Source organism: Bradyrhizobium sp. LA6.8, from assembly GCF_040547935.1.
GTDB lineage: Bacteria > Pseudomonadota > Alphaproteobacteria > Rhizobiales > Xanthobacteraceae > Bradyrhizobium > Bradyrhizobium barranii.
Map to the genome: position 1 here is coordinate 1,435,825 of NZ_JBEPQQ010000001.1, position 22,028 is coordinate 1,457,852.

Annotated in this window: 21 protein-coding genes; 12 read left to right on the forward strand and 9 right to left on the reverse strand. The window is 63.6% G+C overall.

Features of this window, described 5'->3' with window-relative positions:
- Window positions 1-237 precede the first annotated feature (237 nt).
- Complete coding sequence (locus tag ABIA90_RS06570) at window positions 238-1,392, forward strand: autotransporter outer membrane beta-barrel domain-containing protein (protein ID WP_247311332.1); 1,155 nt, start codon at window positions 238-240, stop codon at window positions 1,390-1,392.
- A 20-nt stretch (window positions 1,393-1,412) separates the two neighbouring features.
- Here ABIA90_RS06570 and ABIA90_RS06575 read toward each other — a convergent pair whose 3' ends face one another.
- Entirely contained in the window at window positions 1,413-2,453 is a 1,041-nt protein-coding gene (locus tag ABIA90_RS06575; protein WP_071914600.1) for a LysR family transcriptional regulator, read from the reverse strand.
- A 71-nt stretch (window positions 2,454-2,524) separates the two neighbouring features.
- Between ABIA90_RS06575 and ABIA90_RS06580 the strand changes: the two genes are divergently transcribed.
- From ABIA90_RS06580 to ABIA90_RS06595, 4 genes are read left to right on the forward strand one after another with little or no spacing between them, the layout of a single operon-like run.
- Window positions 2,525-3,142, forward strand: a complete 618-nt coding sequence (locus ABIA90_RS06580; RefSeq protein ID WP_063983665.1) for a hypothetical protein — start codon at window positions 2,525-2,527, stop codon at window positions 3,140-3,142.
- A complete protein-coding gene (locus ABIA90_RS06585) occupies window positions 3,129-3,749 on the forward strand; it encodes a GNAT family N-acetyltransferase (protein ID WP_063983664.1) in 621 nt (206 codons plus the stop codon). Before ABIA90_RS06580 ends, ABIA90_RS06585 begins: the two co-directional genes overlap by 14 nt.
- A gap of 25 nt (window positions 3,750-3,774) precedes the next feature.
- The gene (locus ABIA90_RS06590) at window positions 3,775-4,338 is read left to right on the forward strand and encodes an isochorismatase family protein (RefSeq protein ID WP_354122129.1); all 564 of its coding nucleotides are present in this window, start codon (window positions 3,775-3,777) and stop codon (window positions 4,336-4,338) included.
- A gap of 34 nt (window positions 4,339-4,372) precedes the next feature.
- Window positions 4,373-4,543, forward strand: coding sequence for a hypothetical protein (locus ABIA90_RS06595; protein ID WP_354122128.1), 171 nt, complete (start codon window positions 4,373-4,375; stop codon window positions 4,541-4,543).
- Window positions 4,544-4,572: 29 nt separating this feature from the next.
- Here ABIA90_RS06595 and ABIA90_RS06600 read toward each other — a convergent pair whose 3' ends face one another.
- Together ABIA90_RS06600 and ABIA90_RS06605 are read right to left on the reverse strand one after the other, a co-directional pair.
- Window positions 4,573-6,165: an FAD-dependent monooxygenase gene (locus tag ABIA90_RS06600; RefSeq protein WP_354122127.1), complete on the reverse strand. Its 1,593-nt coding sequence runs from the start codon at window positions 6,163-6,165 to the stop codon at window positions 4,573-4,575.
- Between the two features lie 95 nt (window positions 6,166-6,260).
- Window positions 6,261-7,007 carry an IclR family transcriptional regulator gene (locus tag ABIA90_RS06605; RefSeq protein WP_354122126.1) on the reverse strand — a complete coding sequence of 249 codons (747 nt, stop codon included), beginning with the start codon at window positions 7,005-7,007 and terminating at the stop codon, window positions 6,261-6,263.
- Between the two features lie 155 nt (window positions 7,008-7,162).
- On the opposite strand from ABIA90_RS06605, the gene ABIA90_RS06610 reads away from it, so the two are divergent.
- Window positions 7,163-8,494, forward strand: coding sequence for an MFS transporter (locus tag ABIA90_RS06610; RefSeq protein WP_354122125.1), 1,332 nt, complete (start codon window positions 7,163-7,165; stop codon window positions 8,492-8,494).
- Between the two features lie 197 nt (window positions 8,495-8,691).
- Complete coding sequence (locus tag ABIA90_RS06615; protein WP_135215304.1) at window positions 8,692-10,074, forward strand: aspartate aminotransferase family protein; 1,383 nt, start codon at window positions 8,692-8,694, stop codon at window positions 10,072-10,074.
- A gap of 255 nt (window positions 10,075-10,329) precedes the next feature.
- On the opposite strand, the gene rnd is transcribed toward ABIA90_RS06615, so the two are convergent.
- Both rnd and ABIA90_RS06625 read right to left on the reverse strand, forming a co-directional pair.
- Entirely contained in the window at window positions 10,330-11,499 is a 1,170-nt protein-coding gene (rnd, locus tag ABIA90_RS06620; RefSeq protein WP_063983660.1) for a ribonuclease D, read from the reverse strand.
- A 353-nt stretch (window positions 11,500-11,852) separates the two neighbouring features.
- Window positions 11,853-12,752, reverse strand: a complete 900-nt coding sequence (locus ABIA90_RS06625) for a LysR family transcriptional regulator (protein ID WP_354122124.1) — start codon at window positions 12,750-12,752, stop codon at window positions 11,853-11,855.
- Between the two features lie 103 nt (window positions 12,753-12,855).
- On the opposite strand from ABIA90_RS06625, the gene ABIA90_RS06630 reads away from it, so the two are divergent.
- Window positions 12,856-13,845: a zinc-dependent alcohol dehydrogenase family protein gene (locus tag ABIA90_RS06630; RefSeq protein ID WP_354122123.1), complete on the forward strand. Its 990-nt coding sequence runs from the start codon at window positions 12,856-12,858 to the stop codon at window positions 13,843-13,845.
- Window positions 13,846-13,877: 32 nt separating this feature from the next.
- On the opposite strand, the gene ABIA90_RS06635 is transcribed toward ABIA90_RS06630, so the two are convergent.
- Window positions 13,878-14,612 (reverse strand): FadR/GntR family transcriptional regulator, encoded by a 735-nt coding sequence (locus ABIA90_RS06635; RefSeq protein ID WP_354122122.1) that lies wholly within the window; start codon window positions 14,610-14,612, stop codon window positions 13,878-13,880.
- A gap of 193 nt (window positions 14,613-14,805) precedes the next feature.
- Between ABIA90_RS06635 and ABIA90_RS06640 the strand changes: the two genes are divergently transcribed.
- The 4 genes from ABIA90_RS06640 to ABIA90_RS06660 all read left to right on the forward strand — a co-directional run bounded on the left by ABIA90_RS06640 (window position 14,806) and on the right by ABIA90_RS06660 (window position 18,805).
- Window positions 14,806-15,831, forward strand: coding sequence for an ABC transporter substrate-binding protein (locus ABIA90_RS06640; protein WP_502916689.1), 1,026 nt, complete (start codon window positions 14,806-14,808; stop codon window positions 15,829-15,831).
- Between the two features lie 181 nt (window positions 15,832-16,012).
- Entirely contained in the window at window positions 16,013-17,077 is a 1,065-nt protein-coding gene (locus ABIA90_RS06650) for an ABC transporter ATP-binding protein (protein ID WP_354122120.1), read from the forward strand.
- Between the two features lie 11 nt (window positions 17,078-17,088).
- Window positions 17,089-17,973, forward strand: coding sequence for an ABC transporter permease (locus ABIA90_RS06655; protein ID WP_354122119.1), 885 nt, complete (start codon window positions 17,089-17,091; stop codon window positions 17,971-17,973).
- A gap of 10 nt (window positions 17,974-17,983) precedes the next feature.
- Window positions 17,984-18,805 (forward strand): ABC transporter permease, encoded by an 822-nt coding sequence (locus ABIA90_RS06660; protein WP_014495741.1) that lies wholly within the window; start codon window positions 17,984-17,986, stop codon window positions 18,803-18,805.
- 75 nt (window positions 18,806-18,880) lie between these two features.
- Here the strand turns inward: ABIA90_RS06660 and ABIA90_RS06665 are convergent, their stop codons facing one another.
- Genes ABIA90_RS06665 through ABIA90_RS06675 form a run of 3 tightly spaced genes read right to left on the reverse strand, consistent with a single transcriptional unit; the run spans window position 18,881 to window position 22,028 of the window.
- A complete protein-coding gene (locus ABIA90_RS06665; RefSeq protein ID WP_354122118.1) occupies window positions 18,881-20,200 on the reverse strand; it encodes an ABC transporter substrate-binding protein in 1,320 nt (439 codons plus the stop codon).
- Window positions 20,201-20,211: 11 nt separating this feature from the next.
- The gene (locus ABIA90_RS06670) at window positions 20,212-21,081 is read right to left on the reverse strand and encodes a carbohydrate ABC transporter permease (RefSeq protein WP_354122117.1); all 870 of its coding nucleotides are present in this window, start codon (window positions 21,079-21,081) and stop codon (window positions 20,212-20,214) included.
- Window positions 21,078-22,028 carry a carbohydrate ABC transporter permease gene (locus ABIA90_RS06675; protein WP_354122116.1) on the reverse strand — a complete coding sequence of 317 codons (951 nt, stop codon included), beginning with the start codon at window positions 22,026-22,028 and terminating at the stop codon, window positions 21,078-21,080. Before ABIA90_RS06675 ends, ABIA90_RS06670 begins: the two co-directional genes overlap by 4 nt.

Sequence of the window (22,028 nt, forward strand, 5' to 3'; positions counted from 1 at the left end):
CAATATTGCAACATGAAATTCGCGCGTTAGCAAGCGGCGCACGGCTTTCAAGATCGCGGCGGCTGTCGCCCTCTGCAATTTGCGACCTGTGGCAAGGGAACCACAATCGAGGCAATAGCCCCGCTCCAGCGCGCCAACCGGTTGACCCTGCGTGGCAGTTCGGCACAAATCGCCGCAAGCGCGCGCCGTTCGTGTTGCATTTTTGCGCTCCGCCACTTTGCTTCGGGATTAGTCGTCATGCGCTGCGCCTTGCAGCTCTCCGGGACACGGCAGACGGTTGGGCTGGGCCGTGTCCGCCGGATCGCGGCTGCGCTCGTCATGGCGCTTGGACTCGTCGTGATGATGTCTGCGACATCAGCCTTCGCGCAGAGTCCGACGCCCACGCCGACCCCGACCCCGACACCCACGGCGTCACCGACCCCCATGCCGACCGCGACCAATTACGACCAGTCGGCCGGCAACAGTGCGCTCAATCTTGGCTCCAATTTCCTGGAGCGGCTCGGCAACCAGGCCTCTAGCGGCGTCAACCGTGCATCGCGCACCAATCCCGGTGGGGGCGGCGCCTCGGCGAGCACGGAGGATCCGCTCTACCGCACCTGGTTCGAAGGCTATGGCATCTCGGTCCGGACCGACGCGCAGGGCGACTTCGTCGGAGACAAGCGCAAGACCTTTGGCGGCGTCGCCGGTTTCGGCGCGCGGGTCGCGCCGGGCGTCAATCTCGGCTTCTCCGTCGACCAGAGCCATACCGACATCGACGTACCGCTGGCACTGCAATCGGCGACGCTCGACCTGACGCAAATCGGTTTCAACGGCTCGGTCGACAAGGGACCGTGGACCTGGGCGTTCGCGGTGGTGCACGGTTTCGGCAAGGTCCGTTCCAGCAGGGACACCGGCGTTGGTCTTGCGACCGCGGGTTATCGTGCCGCGATCGACGGTGGCCTGACCGAGATCAGCTACTACTGGACCAAGGACCAGATGCGCATCGTGCCCAAGGGCGCGCTCGAATATGTGCGCGCCACCAGCGCTGCGTTCCAGGAGGCCGGAGGGCTCGATCCAATGAACGTCGGCTCCACGGCACTCTCACGCGCGCGCGTGATGATCGGCGCGGAGATCGGGCGGTACTTCATCTACGACCAGAAAATCCTGGACCTGTCGGCCTACGGCAAGTTCGTCGACAATTTCTACCAGAACCTGGGAGCGGTGCAGGTCAGCCTGGGAACCCAGAGCATCGTCGTTCCCGGCATCGGGGAGAGCCGTTACGGCATGGATGCCGGCGCTTCGGCCTCGCTCAGCCTCACCAGCGTCGCGCGCCTCTACATCAACTATGACGGCAAGTTCCGCAACGAATTGACGTCACACCAAGGCACGGTCGGCTTCGAATACAGATGGTGAGGGCGAAGCGCGCCCTGCGTCTAAGTCGGCGTTGCCGCGACATAACCCGTTAGCCCAAAGCCCTCGCGCGCGGCCGTCATCATTGGCACCAGCGCATTCGGATGGATGAACTCGTCGCGGAAGCAGGGATAGGTCTTGGCATCGAAGATCTTCTTCAGCCAGTCGACCACGATCTTGTGGCGCTCGGAGTTGCGGAATTCCTTGTGATAGGTGAGCCAGAGATCGGCGTGGTGGCTGACACCGAGATCGACGGCAACGAGCGGTGCGCCGAGCGCGATCGACACGGTCGGCAGGAAGCCGATGCCGGCGCCGCGCTCCACCGCATAGAGCACGCCGACCGAGGAGTTGGTCTTGATCCCGACGATGCCTTCGAGCGACTTCAGTCCAAGCACGCGGGCGTAGGCGCCGTCGTCGACCTGCGGCGCGCTCTGCTTGATGATGCGATGGTTCTTCAACTCGGCGAGGGACGCCGGCACGCCGTAGAGGTTCTCGTATTCCCTGGAGACGAAGGGATAGATGTGCAGGCGGCCGAGCTTGGCGACGATCAGGTCGGGATTGGTCGGCGGCTCGAGCTGGATCGCGATGTCGGATTCAAGCCGGGCGACGTCGGCCTGCTCCATCGCGCAGCGCAGATCGACGGTGATCTTGCGATAGGTCTTCTGGAAATCGATCAGCCGCGGCAGGATCCAGAAATTGCCGGGGCCTTCCGTCACCGCGACGCGCACGGTGCCTGACGTGTCGTTCGACGATCGCGAGGCACGCCGGAAGACGTTGAAGGCATGACGCTCCATATGCGCGACGTCGGCGATCATCGCGGCGCCTTCATCGCTGAGCGTCAGTCCGCTCTGGTCGCGCAGGAACAGCTTGCAGTCGATGCTCTCTTCGAGCCGGTCGATCCTGCGCATCAGCGTGGTGGAGGTGAGGCCGAGTTCTTCGGCCGCGTTGCGGAAACTTTTATATTTTGCGCACGCTAAAAAGAGTTTCAAATCGTCCCAGGACGCGTCCAGGGCTTCTTCACGGTGCTGCATCAAAGCAGCACCCCGGTGCAATAACTGCTGCATACGCCAGATCCCCAACCGCTAAGGTCATCGTCATAGCGGGGCACTAAATCCTCGGACGATAGAGGGGTGACATGAGTATGGAAAGGGGCTCCTTTGCCGCAAGGCATGATTTCGATGCATTGCCGCTCAGTCCGGACGTCGATGTCCGATGTGCGCAATCTTCCGAAATTGCTGCGCTTTCCGACATGGCGCACCGGCTGGTGCCGGGTGTGCAGATCGGAACGGCAGAGCTTGCACGATATTTCACGTTCGATCCTCAGAGCATCCTGACGTTCAGTCGCAAGGGCAATCTGGTCGGCGGCATGGCCTTCTTGTTCCTCAACGACCGCGGACATGATGCGCTGCTGCTCGACGAGATCTGCCTGACCGCACCCGAGACACGCTATCTCGCTTCCGCGAAGGAAGACGTTGCAGCGATCTACATCTGGGCGATCGCGGCGACGGGCCGCGGTATCGCCGGTCTCGGCAAGGCCGCGGCTCATCTACGTCAGGTAAGGTTTCGCGGCGCGGATTGCTATGCGCAGCCGTCAACCGTGGCCGGACGCGACATCATGAAGGCGACGGGATTCGACCCCGTCCCGAGCTTCCAGCCCGATCTCTGGTGTTACGAGCGGCCCTGGCATCGGCAGCCGATGCGGATGCCGGGCGCGATCATCCAAACAAGGAGTTTTGCAGATGCACGGCACTAGGATTCCCCTCGCCAAGCCCGACTCCCGCGCCATCACCATTCGCCTCGCGCGCGATCCCAACGACCTCATGCTGGTCACCGCCATTCGCGCGGCGGTCTATCTCGCCGAGCAGGATTGTCCGTTCGACGAGGAGTTCGACGGCAACGACATGGTCGCAGCGCACTTCATCGGTTACGTCGGCAACGAGCCTGCGGGTTGCCTGCGGGTACGCTTCTTCGGGGATTTCGCCAAGGTGGAGCGGCTCGCGGTGCGTCATCAATATCGGCGCTCGCGCGTCTCGTTCAAGCTGGTCCAGGCGAGCGTCGACTATGTGAAGCGCAAGGGCTTTCGCAAGATCTACGGCCAGGCGCAGGACCGGCTGGTCGATTTCTGGGCTCATTTCGGCGCCAAGCCGCTCGGTCACAACCGCAAGATCACCTTCTCGGATTTCTCCTACACGGAGATGCTGCTGGAGATCGAGCCGGGGCCGGACGCCATCACGCTGGACAGCGATCCCTATGTGATCATTCGCCCCGAGGGCGATTGGGACCGGCCCGGCGTGCTCGACGCATCCGCGGGGCGGGCGGTGACCTCGCCGCTACGGGACCTCGCACTCGCCGATCACTGAAATTGGTGCAGCTCTGCGCAAGACAATGCTGGCTTCCATTACCGATGATCCGCCTATCCTGGTCTGTGCGGATCTCCAGGTCGAATATCTGACCCCCGGGCGTCGCCATGTCATCCTCGACGGCGAAGCCGCCACCGTGCGCTGCCTGGAGCTCCTGACGCTGTGGCGCACCAATCTCTGGCCGGTGATGCATCTGAAGCGCATCGCCCAGGCGGCGTGGTTCAATCCGGCATCCAGGCTGACCGATTGGATCGCGGAGGCGAAGCCGCGACCCGGCGAAATGACGTTCGAGCACCCGCTGCCGTCGGCCTACAGCTCCGCGCGGTTCGTGGACTACATGTCCAATATCCGCAATGTACGCTGCATTCTGGTCGGCTTTTCCCTGGACGAAACCATCCTGGCTACCGCCGTCGACGGGTTTCACCGCAGCCATCGCTACCAGATCGTCACTGACGCCGTCGCCTGCCGGCAGCCGGGCACGGGCGATGCCGCCGTCTACAAACAGTCGGTGGTGAATGTGATCGGGAATTTTGCTACAGTCCATGCCAGCGCCGAACTGATCAGAACCAGCGGCGCCATCGCGGTCTAGGCGACCGTGGTCGGCGGATGGATGGGGTGGGACATTGTCACGGGGGGACGAGCTCAAGGAGCTGGCGAGCGATTTGTCGCGTGCCGTGGAGATGGCGCGCCGCGTCGGCTTGCCCACGACCGTCTATCTGCTCTCGATGGCGCTGGTGGAGGTGAGGGAAGCCGCTCGCGCTGCCGCCGAAGAGGATGACGACGGCGCGGCGTAGGGTTTTGGCCTGCGGCGAAGGCGTTTCTCTCAGGATCGGCCGATGGCGCGCATCAGGATATCGGATGCGTCATCAGCGCTGTCGCCCGCGTAGGCAATGAATTGATCGGGCCGCACCAGGATCAGCTGCGCCTCGTATTTCTCGCGTCCGCCTGATGCGGTGTCCCTGATCACCGTCAGCGGGATGCCAAGCCGCGCGGCGGCTTGCTCAAGAGCTGTTGCCGCGGCGCCGTCCGTCAGATCGATCAAGGTGAAGCCGTCGCCCAATTCCTCGAACACGTTGTTGCCTGACGACAGAGGTTGCGGGGTGAGATGATGACCTGCGCGCGCCGGATAGGCGTGCGAGCCGATCGCGCTGCAGACAGCGCCGGCCGGACCAAAGACGATTGGTGACCCCTCGTAATTCGGCTCGAAGGCGTTGACCTCGGCGCGCGCGCCGGAGTGCCGCTCGTGCCAGGCGGCCTCGAAATCCGCCCGATCGCGCGCCGGATCGTGCCGGCGAAGAAAATCGCGGTCGCGGAAGATCGGCGTCTCGATGAAATCGCGCGCAGTGGACGCAAACACCGGACGCCGCTCGGCATCGTAGCTGTCGAGCAGACCAGCTGGCGCCCAGCCTTGCAGCGTCGCGGCGAGCTTCCACGCCAGATTTGCGGCGTCCTCGAAGCCGGTGTTGATGCCATAGCCGCCGTAGGGCGGATGGCTGTGCGCGGCATCTCCGGCGACGAAGACGCGGCCGGCGCGGTAGCTGTCCGCGACCGTGAAGCGAAGATCCCAGAATCCGATGTGCTCGAACTCGATGTCGAATTGTGCGCCGGCGGCATCGTGCAGCAAGCGTCGGAAATCGAAATTGTCGGCGGTGGTGTCCGCGGGAACGGGGGCATGGAAGAACCAGGTGCTGCCGAGATCGACCCGGCCGAAGAACTTCCAATAGCCCTCGAGGTCCGGATGCAACACGCTGTAGAACGACTTGCCTGGAAAGGCCTCGAGCAGTCGATGCAATTCGACGGAGCGAAACACCAGCAGCACCATCAGCCGGTCGTGGTCGGAGCGGGTCTGGGTGATGCCGGCGCGTTCGCGCACGATCGATCGGCTGCCATCGCAGCCGATCACGTAGTCGGCGCGAAGGCTCTGTATCATCCCGTCGCGATTTTCGATGTCGAGGCCCACGCCCTCGGCGTCAGGCCGGACATCCCGGCAGGTCCAGCCGTATTGCAGGTCTATGGAGGGAAGCTGTGCCGCCCGTTGCCGCAGCACGGCTTCGGTCGCGTATTGCGGCAGGCGTTCGTTGTCGGTGAAATAGAAAGGGCGGACGAGCTCGCGCTGCAGCCAGTTGTAATTGTAGCCGCTGAGCAGCGTCCCGTAGCTGGTCATTCCGCCAATGCCGTAGTCGGGAGGAATGGTGCGGGCCGCGCGCAGCGCTGCCTCCGCGCCCCAGAAATGGAAATGCTCCATCGTCCGCTGCGTGAGGTTCTGTCCCTTGGGGATCGGCTGCGGCTGTTCGTGGCGTTCCACGACGATGGTCTTGATGCCGCGCTGGCCAAGGCCGATCGCCAGACCCATCCCGACCGGTCCGCCGCCGACGATCACGACGGGCGCGTCGCTATCCGCTGAAGCCTGCCTCACATCGCTTCCCCACGATTGTCATCGCGCGAGGCGCGATCGCTCGTCCTCATGAGATGTCGCACGGATTTGGTCAAGTAAAATCTCAAATAATGAGATTAGAATGTCATTGCCTCGGAGATTTGCCGGGCCGCTTCGCTGACCTCCGCGCTGATGCGATCGATCAACTCGCCCTTGGCATGTGGTCCGGCGATCGTGATGCAGAGGCTTGCGATCGGGTAGCCCGCATCGAGGATCGGCGCGGCGATCCCGACCGCGCCCGGTGTCACTTCGCCAAAGGCAACGGCGACGCCGGCGCGCCGCACGCGTTTCAGCGCTGCCAGGATTTCGTCGGAGGTGTCGCCGACGCCGACGCTGCGCAGATCGGCGGCATAGCGCGTCACCAGTGGCATTACGCGTTGCTTGGGCAGAAAGGCCATGATCGAGCGCGCGATTGCCCCACGTCCCATCGCCATCGGTCGGCCGCGCGGATAGCTGCTTACGGGATTCACGACGGAGGCGATTGAAGCCACGCACAGCATCTTTTCGCCATACCAGCGCACGACCAGGGCCGTACAGGGGTGCGCGGCCGACAGCCGCTCCAGATGCGGGGTGGCTGCTGCGATCAGCGGATCGGAACGGCGGCTGAGATAGTCCATCTCCACCACGCGCGGGCCAAGCGCGAACCGGCCGCCGCGCGTCGGCATCACGAAGCCGCTGTCCTTCAAGCTCTTCAGATAGCGATACAGCGTCGGCCTTGTGTAGCCGAGCTCCTTCATGAGCTCTTCGGGCGACCATTGCGGCCGTGCCTCGGTGAAGAGATCGAGCACGGCAAGAACCCGATCCTGACTGTTTGCTTTGACCAAGTGAGATTCGATCCAGCTTCGCGTATTCGCCGTGATACCCGCATTCGCGCCGGCCGCAAAACGGTGGCACGGCAGTGGCTTGCCTTCGATATAATCTCACTATAAGAGATTTTAAGAAGAATAATAGTGCATGAGCTGCCGGGGAGGGGTTGGGCATGGCCGTCACAGCTACGGATGAGATCGTGTCAGGCACGGTCGATGTTCCCGCCTATGTCGATCGTCAGCCGGTCGGCGCCTTCCAGATCCGGGTCCTGCTCGTCTGCGCCGCGGTGCTGTTCATCGACGGCTTCGACACCCAGGCCATCGGTTATGTCGCGCCTGCAGTCGCGCAGGAATGGAAGCTGGCACGCGGCAGCCTCGGTCCGGTGTTCAGCGCGGGGCTTCTGGGCCTCATGATCGGCGCCCTGATCTTCGGTCCGATGGCCGACAGGATCGGTCGCCGCCGCATCATCCTCGCAAGCACGCTGGTGTTCGGCATCGGGACGCTGCTCACCGTGTTCGCGGTGGATACGACCTGGCTGATCGCGTTGCGCGTTCTGACCGGTCTCGGTCTCGGCGGTGCAATGCCCAATGCGATTGCGCTGATCTCCGAGTTCAGCCCGCATCGCCGCCGCGCCACCATGGTCATGATCATGTTCGCAGGCTTTTCGATCGGTGCGGCCCTGGGCGGGCTGCTGGCGGCCGCCATGATCCCGGCTTTCGGCTGGCGCTCGGTGTTCCTCGTCGGCGGCCTCGTGCCGCTGCTGCTTCTGCCTTTCCTCTTCAAGGCGTTGCCGGAGTCGATCCGGTTCCTGGCGATGATGGGCGGCCGCGACCGCGAGGTGGCGAACCTCCTGCAAAAGATAGCCCCGGGGGTATCCTTCGCCGGCAATGCCAAATTCGTGGTCCAGGAGCCCAAATTGTCGGGATTGCGCGTCGCGCATTTGTTTGCAGAGGGCCGCGCATCGGTGACGGTTCTGCTCTGGGTCGTGTTCTTCATGAGCCTGCTCGACCTGTATTTGCTGTCGAACTGGCTGCCCACCGTGCTGAACGATCTCGGCGTGTCGGTTTCGGGGGCGGCCGCGATTGGTGCGATGCTCCAGGTCGGCGGCGTGGTCGGCACGTTCACGCTCGGCCAGTTCATCGACCGCTTCTCGTTTCGCGCGTTGTCGCTGACCTATCTCGCGGCGGCGGTCGCGGTGGCCGCCGTTGGCATGGCCAGCCATTCGATCGTCCTGGTCACGATCGCGATCTTCGCGTCGGGATTTTGCATCGTCGGGGGACAGATCGCCTCGAACGCGCTGACGGCGACCTTCTATCCGACGGCGATCAGGTCGACCGGCGTGGGCTGGGCGCTGGGCATCGGCCGCATCGGCTCGATCGTGGGGCCTCTGATCGGCGGCGTGATGCTGGCCCGCGACATGGGACCGCAGCCGCTGTTTGGCGCTGCGGCCGTCCCGGCATTGATCGCCGCGGCGGCGGCCTTCGTGCTGGCACGGCGAGGCTAGCCGAGGCGATATATCCTGTGCCGAAGTGCCAGCGCTGCTTTCCTGCAACGCTCGTGTGCGCTTGTTACCAACGAAATGACGTTGCAAGTTGCGGCCTGCCGCAATAGCCAAGAGGTCGACGTTTTCTTTGGACAAGCTCGTCGTTTGGACAGGTCTGCGTCGTGACCTCCAATGACGCACCGTTGAGGAATCCCGCAATGTCCATGCTGCCCAATTCGCAAGAGGCCCGGGATGTGGCCTACCAGCTCCATTCCTATACCAACGCGCGCGCGCATCAGCAGGCCGGTCCGCTGGTGATCGAGCGCGGCGAGGGTCCTTACGTGTTCGACGCGTCGGGCAAGCGCTATTTCGAGGCCATGGCCGGCTTGTGGAGCGTCGGGCTCGGCTTCAACGAGAAGCGGCTGGTCGAGGCGGCGCACAAGCAGATGCTGGCGCTGCCGTTCTACCATACGTTCTCCGCCAAATCGCACGGACCCTCGATCGACCTCGCCGAGAAGCTGGTGGCGCTCGCGCCGGTGCCGATGAGCAAGGTGTTCTTCACCAATTCCGGCTCGGAGGCGAACGACACCGTCCTCAAGCTGATCGCTTATCGCTCCAATTCGCTTGGCCAGCCGCAGCGCAAGAAGATCATCAGCCGGATGCGCGCCTATCACGGCGTCACCATTGCCTCGGCAAGCCTCACCGGCCTGCCGAACAACCACCGCTCGTTCGACCTGCCGCTGCCCAACATCCTGCACACGGGCTCGCCGCATTTCTACAAGGACGGCGCGCCCGGTGAGAGCGAGGAGGCGTTCGCGACGCGCCGGGCCGAGGAGCTCGACGCGCTGATCCAGAAGGAGGGCCCGGATACGATCGCGGCCTTCTTCGGCGAGCCGGTGATGGGCGCGGGCGGCGTCGTCGTGCCGCCGGCGACCTATTGGGACAAGATCCAGGCCGTCCTGAAGAAGTACGACATCCTGCTGGTCGCAGATGAGGTCATCTGCGGCTTCGGCCGTACCGGTAAGATGTTCGGCTGCGAGACCTACGGCATCAAGCCGGACGTGATGGTGGTCTCCAAGCAGATCACCTCGAGCTATTTCCCGCTGTCGGCGATCATCCTGAACGACCGCATGTTCGAGCCGATCGCGGACGAGAGCAACAAGATCGGCGTGCTCGGCCATGGTTTCACCGCGGGCGGCCATCCCGTCGGCTCGGCCATTGCGCTGGAGAATCTCAAGATCATCGAGGAGCGCGGCCTGGTCGCGCACGCCGCCGAGCTCGGCGGCTACATGCAGGGCAAGCTGCGCGAGCTCACCAGCGATCCGCTGGTCGGCGAGGTTCGCGGCGTCGGCATGATCGCGGCGATCGAGCTCGTGCTCGACAAGGGACGCAAGACGGCCGCCAGCACGCCCGGCGCCGTCGGCGGCATCGCCAGCCGCATGCTCCAGGAGCGCGGCGTGATCTCGCGCAACATGCTGGATGCCATCGCCATCTGCCCGCCGCTGATCGTCACCAAGGCCCAGATCGACGAGCTGATCGCGGCCATTACGGGCGTGCTGAACGACATGAAGCCGGAAGTGGCGAAGCTGACGCCGGCGTAGGCTCTCTCCTCGTCATTGCGAGGAGCCCGCAACAAAATTGCGAAGCAATTTTGCGCTGGCGACGAAGCAATCCAGACCGTCTCCGCGGAAAGATTCTGGATTGCTTCGCTTCGCTCGCAATGACGGCGTTGATGCAGTGAGCCTCGATTTATCACCGTCACCCTGAGGTGCTCGCCTCTTCGGCGAGCCTCGAAGGGCGACGGCCGACTGGCCGCAGCGGGGGCCGCTCATCCTTCGAGGCTCACGCCTCGCGCCTCAGGATGACGGTTTAACCGGCTCCACCCGTTGGACCCCGATCACGCGGCCTTTCTCGATCGCGAGCGCCAGCTCGCCGCGCTTGAGCTTCAAGGCGGCGTCGCCGAACAACTCGCGGCGCCAGCCGCGCAAGGCGGGGACGTCGGCCTCGTCGTCAGCTGCGATCTCTTCGAGATCGTCGACGGTGGCGATCACCTTGCTGGCGACCGCGTGGCGCTCCGCGGTCATGCGCAGCAGGACCTTCAACAGCTCGACGATGGCGGCGCCGTTGTTGTTGTTGCGCGGCTTCTCCAGCTTCGGCAGCGTCGCAAAATCCCGCGCCAGCCCGCGCTCGACCGCGGCGACGATGTCCGCGCCCCATTTGGATTTCTCGAACCCCTTCGGCACCGAGCGCAGATGGGCGAGCTTCTCCAGCGTGTTCGGCGCGTGGGTCGCGATGTCGCTGATGGCTTCATCGCGCAGCACGCGGCCGCGTGGCACGTCGCGGCTCTGCGCTTCCTGCTCGCGCCAGGCCGCGACCTCCATCAGGACCGCGAGGTCCTTGGGCTTGCGGACCCGCGTCTTCAGCCGTTCCCAGGCGCGCTCGGGGTGGAAGTCGTAAGTGCGGGGCGAGGTCAAGACCTCCATCTCGATGGAGACCCACTCGCTGCGGCGCCGCTTCTTGAGGTCGGCATCGAGCGCGGCGAACACGTCGCGCAGGTGCGTGACGTCGGACACCGCGTAGTGCATCTGCTCTTTCGTCAGCGGCCGGCGCGACCAGTCGGTGAAGCGGTGGGTCTTGTCCGGGCGGTGGCCCGTGACCTTCTCGACCAGCGCGTCATAGGCGATGCTGTCGCCGTAGCCGAGCACCATGGCCGCGACCTGGGTGTCGAACACCGGGTGCGGGATGATGTTGGCCTGGTGCCAGATGATCTCGATGTCCTGGCGGGCGGCATGGAATACCTTCAGCACGCCCTCGTTGCCCATCAGGTCGAAGAACGGCTTGAGGTCGATCCCCTCGGCCAGGGTGTCGATGACGATCGCTTCCTCGGGGCTGGCCATCTGCACCACGCACAGCAGCGGGTAGTAGGTGGTTTCGCGCAGGAACTCGGTATCGACTGTAATAACGGGGTGCTTGGCCAGCCGGCTGCAGGCAGCCGCGAGGTCAGCGGTGGTGGTAATCAAATCCATGAACGGCCCATGACACTTGGTATCAGCCGTTCTGCCGAAAGCGCTGTGATGTCAAGGGGCTCTAAGCGAATTCGAGCCTTGCATCGGGCCGGAATCGCCTCTTTCCGACGAAATTCCTATTCGTAACGGATCCGGTGCGAGGATTTGCGCGCGCAGGGCAGCGCCACCACGACCACGCACATGGCGACCAGCGCCAGCCCCAGGAACTCGAAAACCAACAGATCCACGGCGAAATCTCCAGAAACATTGATAGATTTGTCGGGGGTACGTTGAGGGTCTGTTAATGCTCGTGGTTACCGGCCGCCCGGCAGGCCGGATGGTGGACGGGGAGTTAACGGGGGCGGGCTCGACCATCACCCCATGAGCTTCGGCAAGGCGGCGGCGAGCGCGTCCACGGCGGCCCGGACTTTTGGCGGAATCCGGGGCGAACGGGGCCACAGCGCGTGGCATCCGTAGAGGAATTCGGGCTGGCCTTCGAAGAGGCCGACCAGTGCGCCGGTATTGAGACGCTCGCGGACCAGCCAATAAGGCAGCCAGGCGAGACCCATGCCTTGCGCGGCGGCGTCCGCGATCGCCTCCATATCGTCGAGCCTCAGCCGGCCTGAAGGCATGATCTCGCGTGGCGGCTGGCCGGCTTGTGGAAACAGCCATGGCCGGACGCGTCCAGAGCGGCGATAGATGATCGCCTGATGCAGGGCGAGATCGTCGAGCGATTTCGGTTTGCCGTTGGCGCGCAAATAGGACCGCGCGCCACACACCACCATGCTCTGGCTTGCGATGCGCCGCGTGATCAGACCGGACTGGTTGTCGAGATCGCCGGTCCGGATCGCAAGATCGTAACCGGCCTCGATGATGTCAGCGATGGGATCGCCGAAGGAGAGGTCGAGCTCGAGATGCGGATATTTTCGCGCGAGCTTCATCAACAGAGGGGCGATGCAGTGCCGTCCGAGCAGGGCAGGCATGGTCACGCGCAGCCTGCCGCGCGGCGCGGAGAGTTCATCGGCCACGACGGCGTCGGCGGCTTCGGCCTCGCTGAGCACCGCGCGGCAGCGCTCGTAGTAGGCCTGGCCAGCCTCGGTCAGGCTCTGGCGCCGCGTGGTGCGGTTGAGGAGGCGAACGCCGAGGCGTTCTTCGAGGAAGCGCACATGCTTGCCGACCATCGGCCCTGACATCTCGAGGGCGTCGGCCGCGGCCGCGAACGAGCCGAGATCGACGGCCCGGACGAATACGGCCATGCTGGTCAGGCGGTCCATGATTGAAAACTCCTGGTTTCGACTGTTCGCGTATTCGGGCCATTTATCCGCTACGGTGGGATCGGCATAGCTCCATTCAGTTCAATTGTTTTGGAGTGTATCCATGACCCGCGTCGTTCGCTTTCACCGGCATGGCGGTCCGGAAGTGCTGTGCAGCGAGACCATTGACGTCCCACCGCCGGCGAAGGGCGAGGTGCAGATCCGGGTCAGGGCGCTCGGTCTCAACCGTGCGGAGGCGCTGTTGCGGACGGGCAGCTATATCGAGACCGCGACATTTCCGTCCGGCCTTGGCCTGGAGGCGGCGGGCATCATCGAGGCCGTCGGCGAAGGCGTGGCCGACTTTGCGCCGGGCGATGCGGTCAGCATCGTGCCGCCGCTGTCGATGGTGCGATGGCCGGCCTATGCCGAGCTTGCCACCTTTCCGGCCGCGCTCGTCGTGAAGCATCCGCCCGAGCTTGGCTTCGAGGTCGCGGCCGCGGTGTGGATGCAGTATCTGACGGCCTACGGCGCACTGGTCGATATCGCCGGAGTTGGGCGAGGGGACGTCGTCGCCATCACGGCGGCATCGAGCAGTGTCGGGCTTGCGGCCATCCAGATCGCGAACCGGATCGGCGCTGTTCCGGTCGCACTGACGCGGACCTCGGCCAAGCGGCGCGCCTTGCGCGAGGCCGGGGCCGCCCACGTGATCGCCTCGGACGAGGAGGACATCGGAGCGAGGCTAGCGGAGATTGCCGGTGCGAGCGGCGTCCGCGTGGTGTTTGACGCCGTCGGCGGTCCGGCATTCGAGCCGCTGACTGCGGCGATGTCACCGGGCGGTATCCTAATCGAGTATGGCGGGCTGAGCCCCGCGCCGACGCCGTTCCCGCTCTTCAACGTGTTGACCAAGAGCCTGGTCCTGCGCGGCTACCTCGTGCACGAGATCATCCGCGATCCCGCGCGCCTCGCGCGGGCAAAGGCGTTCATCCTCGACGGCCTAACAGACGGCAGCTTGAAGCCGGTGATCGCCAGGACGTTCCGGTTCGAGGAGATCGTCGAGGCGCATCGCTTCCTGGAGTCGAACAATCAGTTCGGCAAGATCGTTGTGACGATCTAACCGCGCGCGGCGCGTGGCTCACGTCGCGGCGATCAGCCTCCCTCGAATATTCTCTTGCGGGCATTTTCGACATGCGTGCGCATGGCGTGGCGGGCGCCGTCCTCGTCTTGTGCCTCGATGGCCTCGAACACGCGGCGATGCTCCTGCTGTCCCCTGAGAATGCGACCGCGCGGCTGAATGAGCGACAGGTTGCGGTTGAGATTGACGCCAATGGCGATCTGTTCCCTCAACGAGGTCAGTGTCTCGACAAAGAACCGGTTGCCGCTCGCCTCCGCAATCGTGCGGTGGAAAAGGAGATCTTCCTCGACGCCAAGGCCGCCCTCGCGCCCTTGGGCGACCATCGTATCCAGTCTGGTCAGCACTTGCTGAATGCGGCGCAGGCTTTGCCGGTCCCGGTTGCGTGCGGCGAGGGCCGCGGCATCGCCCTCGACGGCCATCCGGAACACGAAGCAGCGCTGGATGTCGGGGATGCTGCTGACAGGCGCGAAGTCGAAGGCATTGGCGGCCGGGCGCCGCGTCACGAACCAGCCCGCACCCTGGCGTGATGCGATCAGGCCGTCATCGCGCAATCGCGTCAGCGCCTCGCGAACGACGGGCCGTGAAACGCCGAGGAGTTCGGCAAGGCCATTCTCGGGCGGTAACCGGCAGTTCACGGGAAGGATGCCGATCGCGATCTGACCCAGCACGTGGTCGTAGATCCGGTCGCTCAATCGTCCAGTCGAGGACGACAGCGGCAACTCCACGCATTTCATCGCAGGCTTCTTCAAGTCCGGCTCCGCCCGGTTTTGCGTTCGGCTTCCAAATAAGTTTTTGACATTTCAGTCCGTGCACAAGGCGCTCGGCCGCCAGTTCAAAACAGCTACAGAACAGACCGCTTGACAACCAGCGAAGATTTCGTCGATGCTTGCCTTACAAATAAATAACAAGTTGCGCAAAAAATAAAGCGCGTGGGAGGCGAGAATGAAACCGAGGTCAGCAACCCCAATGGTCGCCGCCCTGTTGGGGGCGTGTCTTTGCAGCGGAGCCCTGGCCGCTCCGATCAGTCTTTCGATCATCGATACCGGCGGTGACCTGGCCTCGGTGCAGACCATCATCGAGAACTACAAGAAGGCGAATCCGGACAAGGTCAGCGAGATCAGGATCCAGCGCGCGCCCGCGCCGGAGCTTCCGGCCAAGATCAAGGCACAGCAGGATGCCGGACGCCTCGATATCAATCTGGTGCTGACCGGGCAGGATGGCGGCGCACTGCTGGCCCAGAACGGCCAGCTCATCGCCATCCCCGATTATCAGAAGAACTTTCCGCGCGACGGCCTTACCGATGCGGGCAAGGCGCTTTACGACGAGGGCAAGGGCGTCCTCATTCCGTCAGTCGGCAATGCCGGTGGACCGGTGCTGATCTACAATCCCGCGAAGGTGCCGAGCCCGCCGAAGACCGCGCAGGAATTGCTGACTTGGGTGAAGGCGAACCCGGGCAAATTCATGTATGCGCGTCCGGCGAACAGCGGGCCGGGCCGCGCGATCCTCCAGGGCTTTGCCTTCATTCTCGGGGACTCCAAGCCGCTCGACCCCGAAAAGGGCTGGGACAAGAGCTGGGATTTCCTGAAGGAGCTCGGCAAGTCCGTCGAATATTATCCGACCGGTACCGCGATCACGTTGAAGGAATTCGCGCAGGGGCAGCGCTGGATGATCGCCGGGATCATGGAATGGGACATGAAGCCGCGCGCGCAGAGCGTGATCCCGCCGCGACTCGAAGATCGCAATTTTGGAGAACACCACGTTCGTGGTGGACGGTCACTATTGGTGCATCCCGAAGGGTGTGCCGCAGGAACAGGTCGATGTCATCGTCGACCTCATGAAGTTCATGTGGAAGCCGGAGCAGCAGGCGCTCACCTGGAAGGCCTTCATCGGTCCGGTCGTGAAGGCCGCAGCCCTCGCATCGGCGCCCAAGGAAATTCAGGACGAGGTCAAGGAGTTCTGGCGTCCTGAATACGATCAGATCGGGACCAAATGGAAGGTATCGCCTCCACTGGGCGTGACCGAGCTGAGCTACGCGATGGAACGGTGGGACCGTGAGGTCGGTGCCGATCAGGTCAAGAAATAACAATAACCGGGACCAAGACGCGAGGGCGCGCAGGCGCGGCCCTCGCGCGCGTATGCGGGGCGGGGAATGGCCGACTCTATCGATAAGCTGCAGATGTCGATCACCAAGCGTTATGGCGGCAAGGTGGTGCTCGACCGCTTTCCGCTGGAGGTCGGCGGCCGCGAGTTCGTCACCTTCCTGGGGCCGAGCGGGTGCGGAAAGTCCACGGCACTCGGCATCATCGCAGGCCTGGTGCCGCCGAGCGACGGCGAGATCCACCTCAACGGACGACGGATTGACGATGTCTCGCCCGAAAAGCGGGGGTTCGGCATGGTGTTCCAGAACTACGCGCTGTTTCCGCATCTGACTGTGTTCGGCAACGTCGCCTTCGGCCTCTCTCTCCAGAAGCGGCCGTCTGCGGAAATCGAGCAGCGCGTGCGGGACATGCTCGGTCTGGTGCGTCTTGCCGGTTATGAAGACCGCTATCCCGGTCAGCTCTCGGGCGGACAGCAGCAGCGTGTCGCCATTGCGCGGGCTCTTGTGCTGCACCCTCGGTTGATGCTGTTCGACGAGCCGTTGTCCAACCTCGATGCAAAGCTCCGCGTCGAGATGCGCGCCGAGATCAAGCAGCTGCACGCACAGCTCGGCCTGACCTCCATCTACGTCACCCACGACCAGGCCGAAGCTCTCTCGCTCTCCGACCGCATCGTCGTGCTGCGGGAAGGTGTGCTCATGCAGGTCGGGACGCCGCAGGAAATCCACGACCGCCCCAAGAACGTCTTCGTGGCGGATTTCATGGGCTTTCGAAATTTTCTCGATGTGACGCTCGGCAAGGAAGCGGGCGGTATGATCGAAGCCGGTTTCAAAGGGCAAATCTTGCAGGCCAGGGCCAGGGATAGCTTCCGCCCGGGCGACCACGCCGTTCTGGCTATCCGGCCGGAAGATGTGCGTCTCGGCAAGTCGGGTGATGGCGTCAATGTGCTGCGCGGCAAGGTCGAGCTGGTCGAGTATCTCGGACGCGAGCAGGAGGCCGAGATCGCGCTCAATGGCGACGCAAGGCTCTGGGTCCGCTCGCACGAGAAGCTCGTATTGGGCGAGATGCTGGATCTGACCTTGCCGGCGGACAAATTCGTCCTGCTGCGTCGCGAGTGAGGGGACAGATCGTGGCTCGCATCCGCTCTGATTCTCGCAGCGAACTGGACCTCGTCGCGATCCTCTGCCTTGCGCCGTCGCTGCTCTACGTGCTCGCGATGTTCGTCTACCCGTTCCTCTACGGGATCTACATCAGCTTGCAGCCGAAGAAGCGCGACGCCGGGATATTCTCGAACTATGTCGCGTTCTTCAACGACGCCTACCAGTACAATACGATCAAGACGACCTTCATGTTGGCGTTGCCGACGACGGTCGCGGTCGTGTCGGTTGCGCTGTTCCTCGCATACGGCATGCGGCGTGGCATCTGGTTCGAGCGCACCATCACGACCATTCTCGTGCTTCCGATCTCGCTCGGTGTCGTCTTCCTGTCGGAAGGGATCCTCGGCTTCTACGGCCACAATGGCTGGCTCAACCAGTTGCTGCTTGCGGTCGGATTGATCCAGAACCCGCTCGAGCTGACGCATAATTCGATCGGCGTCACCTTCTCGCTGTTCATGCAGAACTTTCCGTTCTGTTTCCTGATGTTGCTCGGTTACATCTCCGGCATCGACCCGAGCCTGGAAAGCTCCGCCCGCATGCTGGGCGCCGGGCCCTGGACCATCTTCCGGCGTGTCATGTTCCCGTTGATCGCACCGGGCCTGATCATCGCGTTTGCCCTCGTCTTCGTGATGAGCTTTGCCGTGTTTCCATCCGCGGTGATGGTTGGCCAGCCGGCCGGTTCGACGCGGACGATCTCGATCGCGGCCTACCAGCAGGCCTTCGAGCAATATGACATGTCCTACGCATCCGCGATCGCGGTCATCATGGGGCTCTGCCAGCTCGCGGCGCTGGTGGTCATCGTGCTGGTGCGCCGCCGGATGACGATTGCAACAACCATGGGCGTCGGCAAACGCTGAGGGGAAGCAGATGCGCGGACGGATGTGGAAATTGGCGATCTACCTGTTCCTGCTGGGGTTCATCCTGAACCTGCTCGGCATCGTGACGCATGTCGTGGTCAGCTCGTTCGCAAAACGCTGGTTCGGCAAGCCGTTGCCGCCGGCGTTCACGACGGATTGGTTTACCTACGCCTGGCGGGAGTTCGAGCTCTCCCATGTTCTCTTCATCACGCTGTTCATCGCGCTGGCCGTGGTCTTCATCGCGCTCGCGATCGGATTTCCGGCCGCCTACGTGCTGGCGCGGCGGAATTTCAACGCCAAGCCGGTCCTTCTGCTGCTCTACTTCCTGCCGCTGCTGATCCCTCAGATGACCTACGGCATCCCGCTTGCCACGACGCTTTATGGGTTCGGTGTCGGAGGGACGGTCATCGGCGTCATTCTCGCCGTGCTCGTCCCCATGGTTCCTCTTGCCGTCTTCATCCTGTTGCCGTTCTTCGAGCAGATCAGCTTGAACCTTGAATGGTCGGCCCAGATGCTCGGCGCGAGCCGGCTGCAGATATTCCGCCGCATCCTGTTGCCGCTGATGCTGCCCGGCATTTTGACAGCGGGCCTGCTGGTTCTCGTGAATACGATCTCGAACTTCGAGCTGGCGTTTCTGCTTGCGGGCGGGGGATCGCAGACCCTGGTCGTGGCGCTCTATTACAACGTCTTTGCTGGCGGTGTGCGGCCGGTCTATTCGATCGATGCGATGGCTGTGATCTACATGTGCACCGTCATGGCGGTGCTGCTGGTCGCATTGCGGTTCGTGCGTCCGACGCAGATGGTGTTCAGGCTCGACGGCAGGCGCAACTGACGTAATCACGGCCCCTGAAATGATTTCGGCGCCCCACACCGTGGAGCGCCGAGGTTGTTTGGCTGATCGTCGGCCTTACGGCAGCTTCAGCGAGGTCTCCGCGTTGTACGGCTTCAGCGTCTCGTCGGCGGCCTTCTGGGCGGCGACCAGCGCTTCCTTCGGCTGCTTCTTGCCGTTGAGGACCAGCATGACCTCGTCCTCCAGCGTCTTGCGGACCGGCACGGTCTTGTAGGTCGCGAACCAGGGTTTTGCGACGTCGAGCTGCTCGACGGCGGTCTTGGCGTCCGGGTTCTTGTTGAGGAAGTCGACCATGTCAGGCGTCTTGTAGGCGGCCATGTTGGGCGCGAAATAGCCGGTGGCGCGGCTCCACCAGGCGCTCTTCTCGGGCGAGGTCATCCACTTGATCAGGGTCCAGGCGGCCTTCTGCTTGTCGGCTTCGAGGCCGGCCGGAACGATCAGCGAGGCGCCGCCGATCGGCACAGCGTTGCGGACGTTGCGCGGGATGAACGCGACCTTGTAGTTGAACTTGGCGTTGTCGCGCACATAGGTCAGCGAGCCCGTGGACAGCATCATCATCGCGGCATTGCCGGAGATGAAGGAGGTGCTGACGGCCGGGCCGGGCGTCGCGCCGGGCGCATGAACCTTGTGCTTGTAGACGAGGTCGTTCCACCAGGTCAGCGCGCCCAGCATCGAGGGCGTGTCGTAATAGACTTCGCCGCCGAATTCCTCGTTGTAGTAGCGCCCGCCATTGGTCATGGTGAGCGTTTCCATCATCCAGCCGCAATAGTCATAGGCGCAGGGGATCGCGATGCCCCATTGGGTCACCTTGTCGCCTTCGCGCTTGGTGAGCTTCTTGGCCCAGTCGGTGAGCTCGGCCCAGGTCTGCGGCGGCTTGCTCGGATCGAGGCCGGCTTCCTTGGCCTTGTCGGCGTTGATGTAGAGCAGCGGCGTCGAATTGTGGAAGGGCACGCCGTAGACCGAGCGGTTGATCACCGCGTTGCCTTGCAGCGCGGGAAAGAACTGGCCGAGGAACTGGTCCTTGGTGGTGCCGTCGGCGGCGATCAGGCTGTCGAGATTGGTGAGCTCGTTTTCGATCTGCATGTCGAGCAGGAAGTTCGCGGACATGATCACGGCTGACGGCGGCTTGCCGGCCTTGATGGCGGCGCGCGTCTTGATCAGCGTGTCGTCATAGGAGCCGGTGTAGACCGCGGTCGCCTTGATCGCCGGATGGGTCTCGTTGAACTCCTTGATCAAGGTGCCCATGTCGCGGGCGAGCTTGCCGTCGACGGGAACGGGGAAGAACAGGTCGATCTCGGTCGGACCTTCGGCCATTGCCGGGAAGGCGAGGGCGCCTGCCATAGCAAGGCCGAGCATGAGCCTGCGGGAAAACAGCATCGAAAAATCTCCTATTTGATGCCTGAGGTGACGAAAGAACTGATGAAGCGCTTCTGGAAGATCAGGAAGGTGATGAGCAGCGGCGCGATCACCATCAGCGTGCCGGCGGCAATCGTGCCCCAGGCCTGCGTGCCTTCGGCGGTCGCGGTGAAGACGGACAGACCGACCGTGAGCGGCCGCTTGTCCGGCGAGTTGATCACCATCAGCGGCCACAGGAAGTCGTTCCAGTGGCTGGTAACGGAGATGATGGCGAAGGCGGAAAAGCTCGGCATCGACAGCGGCACGTAGATGTGGCGGATGCGCTGGAGAAGGCTGGCGCCGTCGATCAGGGCGGCGTCTTCCAGCTCGGTCGGAATGGCTTCAAAAGCCTGTCGCATCAGGAAGGTGCCGAAGGCCGAGGCGAAGAACGGCATCATCACGCCGGCGAGCGTGTCGTAGAGCCCGAGTTGCGCCACCAGGCTCAAATTCGGCACGATCAGCAGCACCGGCACCAGCATCAGCTGCATCAGGAACAAATAGAAGATCAGCGTCTTGCCGGCGAATTCGAGCCGCGCAAAGGCAAAGCCGGCCAGCGTGATCGTGACGAACTGCACCAGCAGGATGCCGGTGCAGATGATCGTGGTGTTGAGGGTGTAGCGCGGGAAATCCCCGATCTCCCAGGCATCCCTGACATTGTCGAGCGTGGGCTTCAGGCTCGGCATCAGCTCGGCCATCACGTTGATGCCGTCGGACGCCGGGCGCAGCGTCGCCACGCCCATCCACAGGAACGGGATCAGCCAAACGATCGCGAGCAGCACGGTCAGCAGAAAGCCGAGCTTTGGCGTGATCTCGCGGCGTGTGGCGAGCGGGGCGTCCCTAAGCAGCCAGTCGATCAGCGTCATGCTCCGCCCTCACGATTGGCCATCGTCCGGAAGGAGAGCGCGGTGAGGCCCATCAGCGCCGCAAGCGTCAGCAGCGTTGCCGCCGAGGCCTTGCCGATGTCGTAATGCTCGACCGCCTGCTGGTAGATGTAGAACAACACGAGATTGGTCGAGTTCGACGGTCCGCCCTTGGTCATGACGAAGACGTGGTCGACCTGCGTGACCGCGTTGAGCGTGGCGATGACGATGACGAACAGGAAGGTGGGCTTGAGCTCGGGGAGGATGATGTAGCGCAGCCGCATGAACGGGCCGGCGCCGTCGAGATGCGCGGCTTCCATGACATCCTCGGGCACGGCCTGCAGGCCGGCGAGGAAGAACAACATGTAGTAGCCGGCGTTCTTCCAGATGGTGATCACCATGATCGCATAGAGTGCGATGTCGGGGTCGCCGAGCCAGTTCGGCACCACCGGAAGCAGGCGGCCGATGTAGTAGTCGAGCAGGCCGACATTGGGCAGGAAGATGAACAGGAAGAGCGCGGAGGCCGCGACCATCGGGATCAGCACCGGCAGGAACAGCGCGGCGCGCAGCGCGCTGCTCACCGCATTGGTGCGCGACAGCGCCAGCGCGAACAGGAGTGCAAGTCCAATGCTCGGGATCGCCGTGCCGATGGCGTAGACGAGATTGTTGACGACCGCGCCGGTGAAGGCGGGGTCGGCTAGCACCGCACTGACATTGTCGAGGCCGACGAAGCGGACCGGCGCCTTCGGCGTGGCGCGCTGGTAGAGCGCGTCGATCAGCACGCGGCCCATCGCGCCATAGGTGAATAGTGCGAGGAAGACCAGCGATGGCAGAAGCAAAAGGTAGGCGGGCAGCGAGGCTTTGAATCGGCCAAGAAACCGCTTCAGGACGTGCAGACGCGGTGCCGCCGAAGTCGCGACCGGGAGAGCCGCGGGTTCAGCGAGGCTCAT

What these genes read in the sequence shown, in the direction of transcription:
- rnd (WP_063983660.1), bottom strand. Translation starts at nt 11,499, where the DNA reads ATGGATTTGATTACCACCACCGCTGACCTCGCGGCTGCCTGCAGCCGG.
- ABIA90_RS06625 (WP_354122124.1), bottom strand. Translation starts at nt 12,752, where the DNA reads ATGGACCGCCTGACCAGCATGGCCGTATTCGTCCGGGCCGTCGATCTC.
- ABIA90_RS06640 (WP_502916689.1), top strand. Translation starts at nt 14,806, where the DNA reads ATGAAACCGAGGTCAGCAACCCCAATGGTCGCCGCCCTGTTGGGGGCG.
- ABIA90_RS06570 (WP_247311332.1), top strand. Translation starts at nt 238, where the DNA reads ATGCGCTGCGCCTTGCAGCTCTCCGGGACACGGCAGACGGTTGGGCTG.
- ABIA90_RS06615 (WP_135215304.1), top strand. Translation starts at nt 8,692, where the DNA reads ATGTCCATGCTGCCCAATTCGCAAGAGGCCCGGGATGTGGCCTACCAG.
- ABIA90_RS06575 (WP_071914600.1), bottom strand. Translation starts at nt 2,453, where the DNA reads ATGCAGCAGTTATTGCACCGGGGTGCTGCTTTGATGCAGCACCGTGAA.
- ABIA90_RS06660 (WP_014495741.1), top strand. Translation starts at nt 17,984, where the DNA reads ATGCGCGGACGGATGTGGAAATTGGCGATCTACCTGTTCCTGCTGGGG.
- ABIA90_RS06665 (WP_354122118.1), bottom strand. Translation starts at nt 20,200, where the DNA reads ATGCTGTTTTCCCGCAGGCTCATGCTCGGCCTTGCTATGGCAGGCGCC.
- ABIA90_RS06675 (WP_354122116.1), bottom strand. Translation starts at nt 22,028, where the DNA reads ATGAGCCTCGCTGAACCCGCGGCTCTCCCGGTCGCGACTTCGGCGGCA.
- ABIA90_RS06630 (WP_354122123.1), top strand. Translation starts at nt 12,856, where the DNA reads ATGACCCGCGTCGTTCGCTTTCACCGGCATGGCGGTCCGGAAGTGCTG.
- ABIA90_RS06650 (WP_354122120.1), top strand. Translation starts at nt 16,013, where the DNA reads ATGGCCGACTCTATCGATAAGCTGCAGATGTCGATCACCAAGCGTTAT.
- ABIA90_RS06585 (WP_063983664.1), top strand. Translation starts at nt 3,129, where the DNA reads ATGCACGGCACTAGGATTCCCCTCGCCAAGCCCGACTCCCGCGCCATC.
- ABIA90_RS06580 (WP_063983665.1), top strand. Translation starts at nt 2,525, where the DNA reads ATGAGTATGGAAAGGGGCTCCTTTGCCGCAAGGCATGATTTCGATGCA.
- ABIA90_RS06610 (WP_354122125.1), top strand. Translation starts at nt 7,163, where the DNA reads ATGGCCGTCACAGCTACGGATGAGATCGTGTCAGGCACGGTCGATGTT.
- ABIA90_RS06590 (WP_354122129.1), top strand. Translation starts at nt 3,775, where the DNA reads ATGCTGGCTTCCATTACCGATGATCCGCCTATCCTGGTCTGTGCGGAT.
- ABIA90_RS06670 (WP_354122117.1), bottom strand. Translation starts at nt 21,081, where the DNA reads ATGACGCTGATCGACTGGCTGCTTAGGGACGCCCCGCTCGCCACACGC.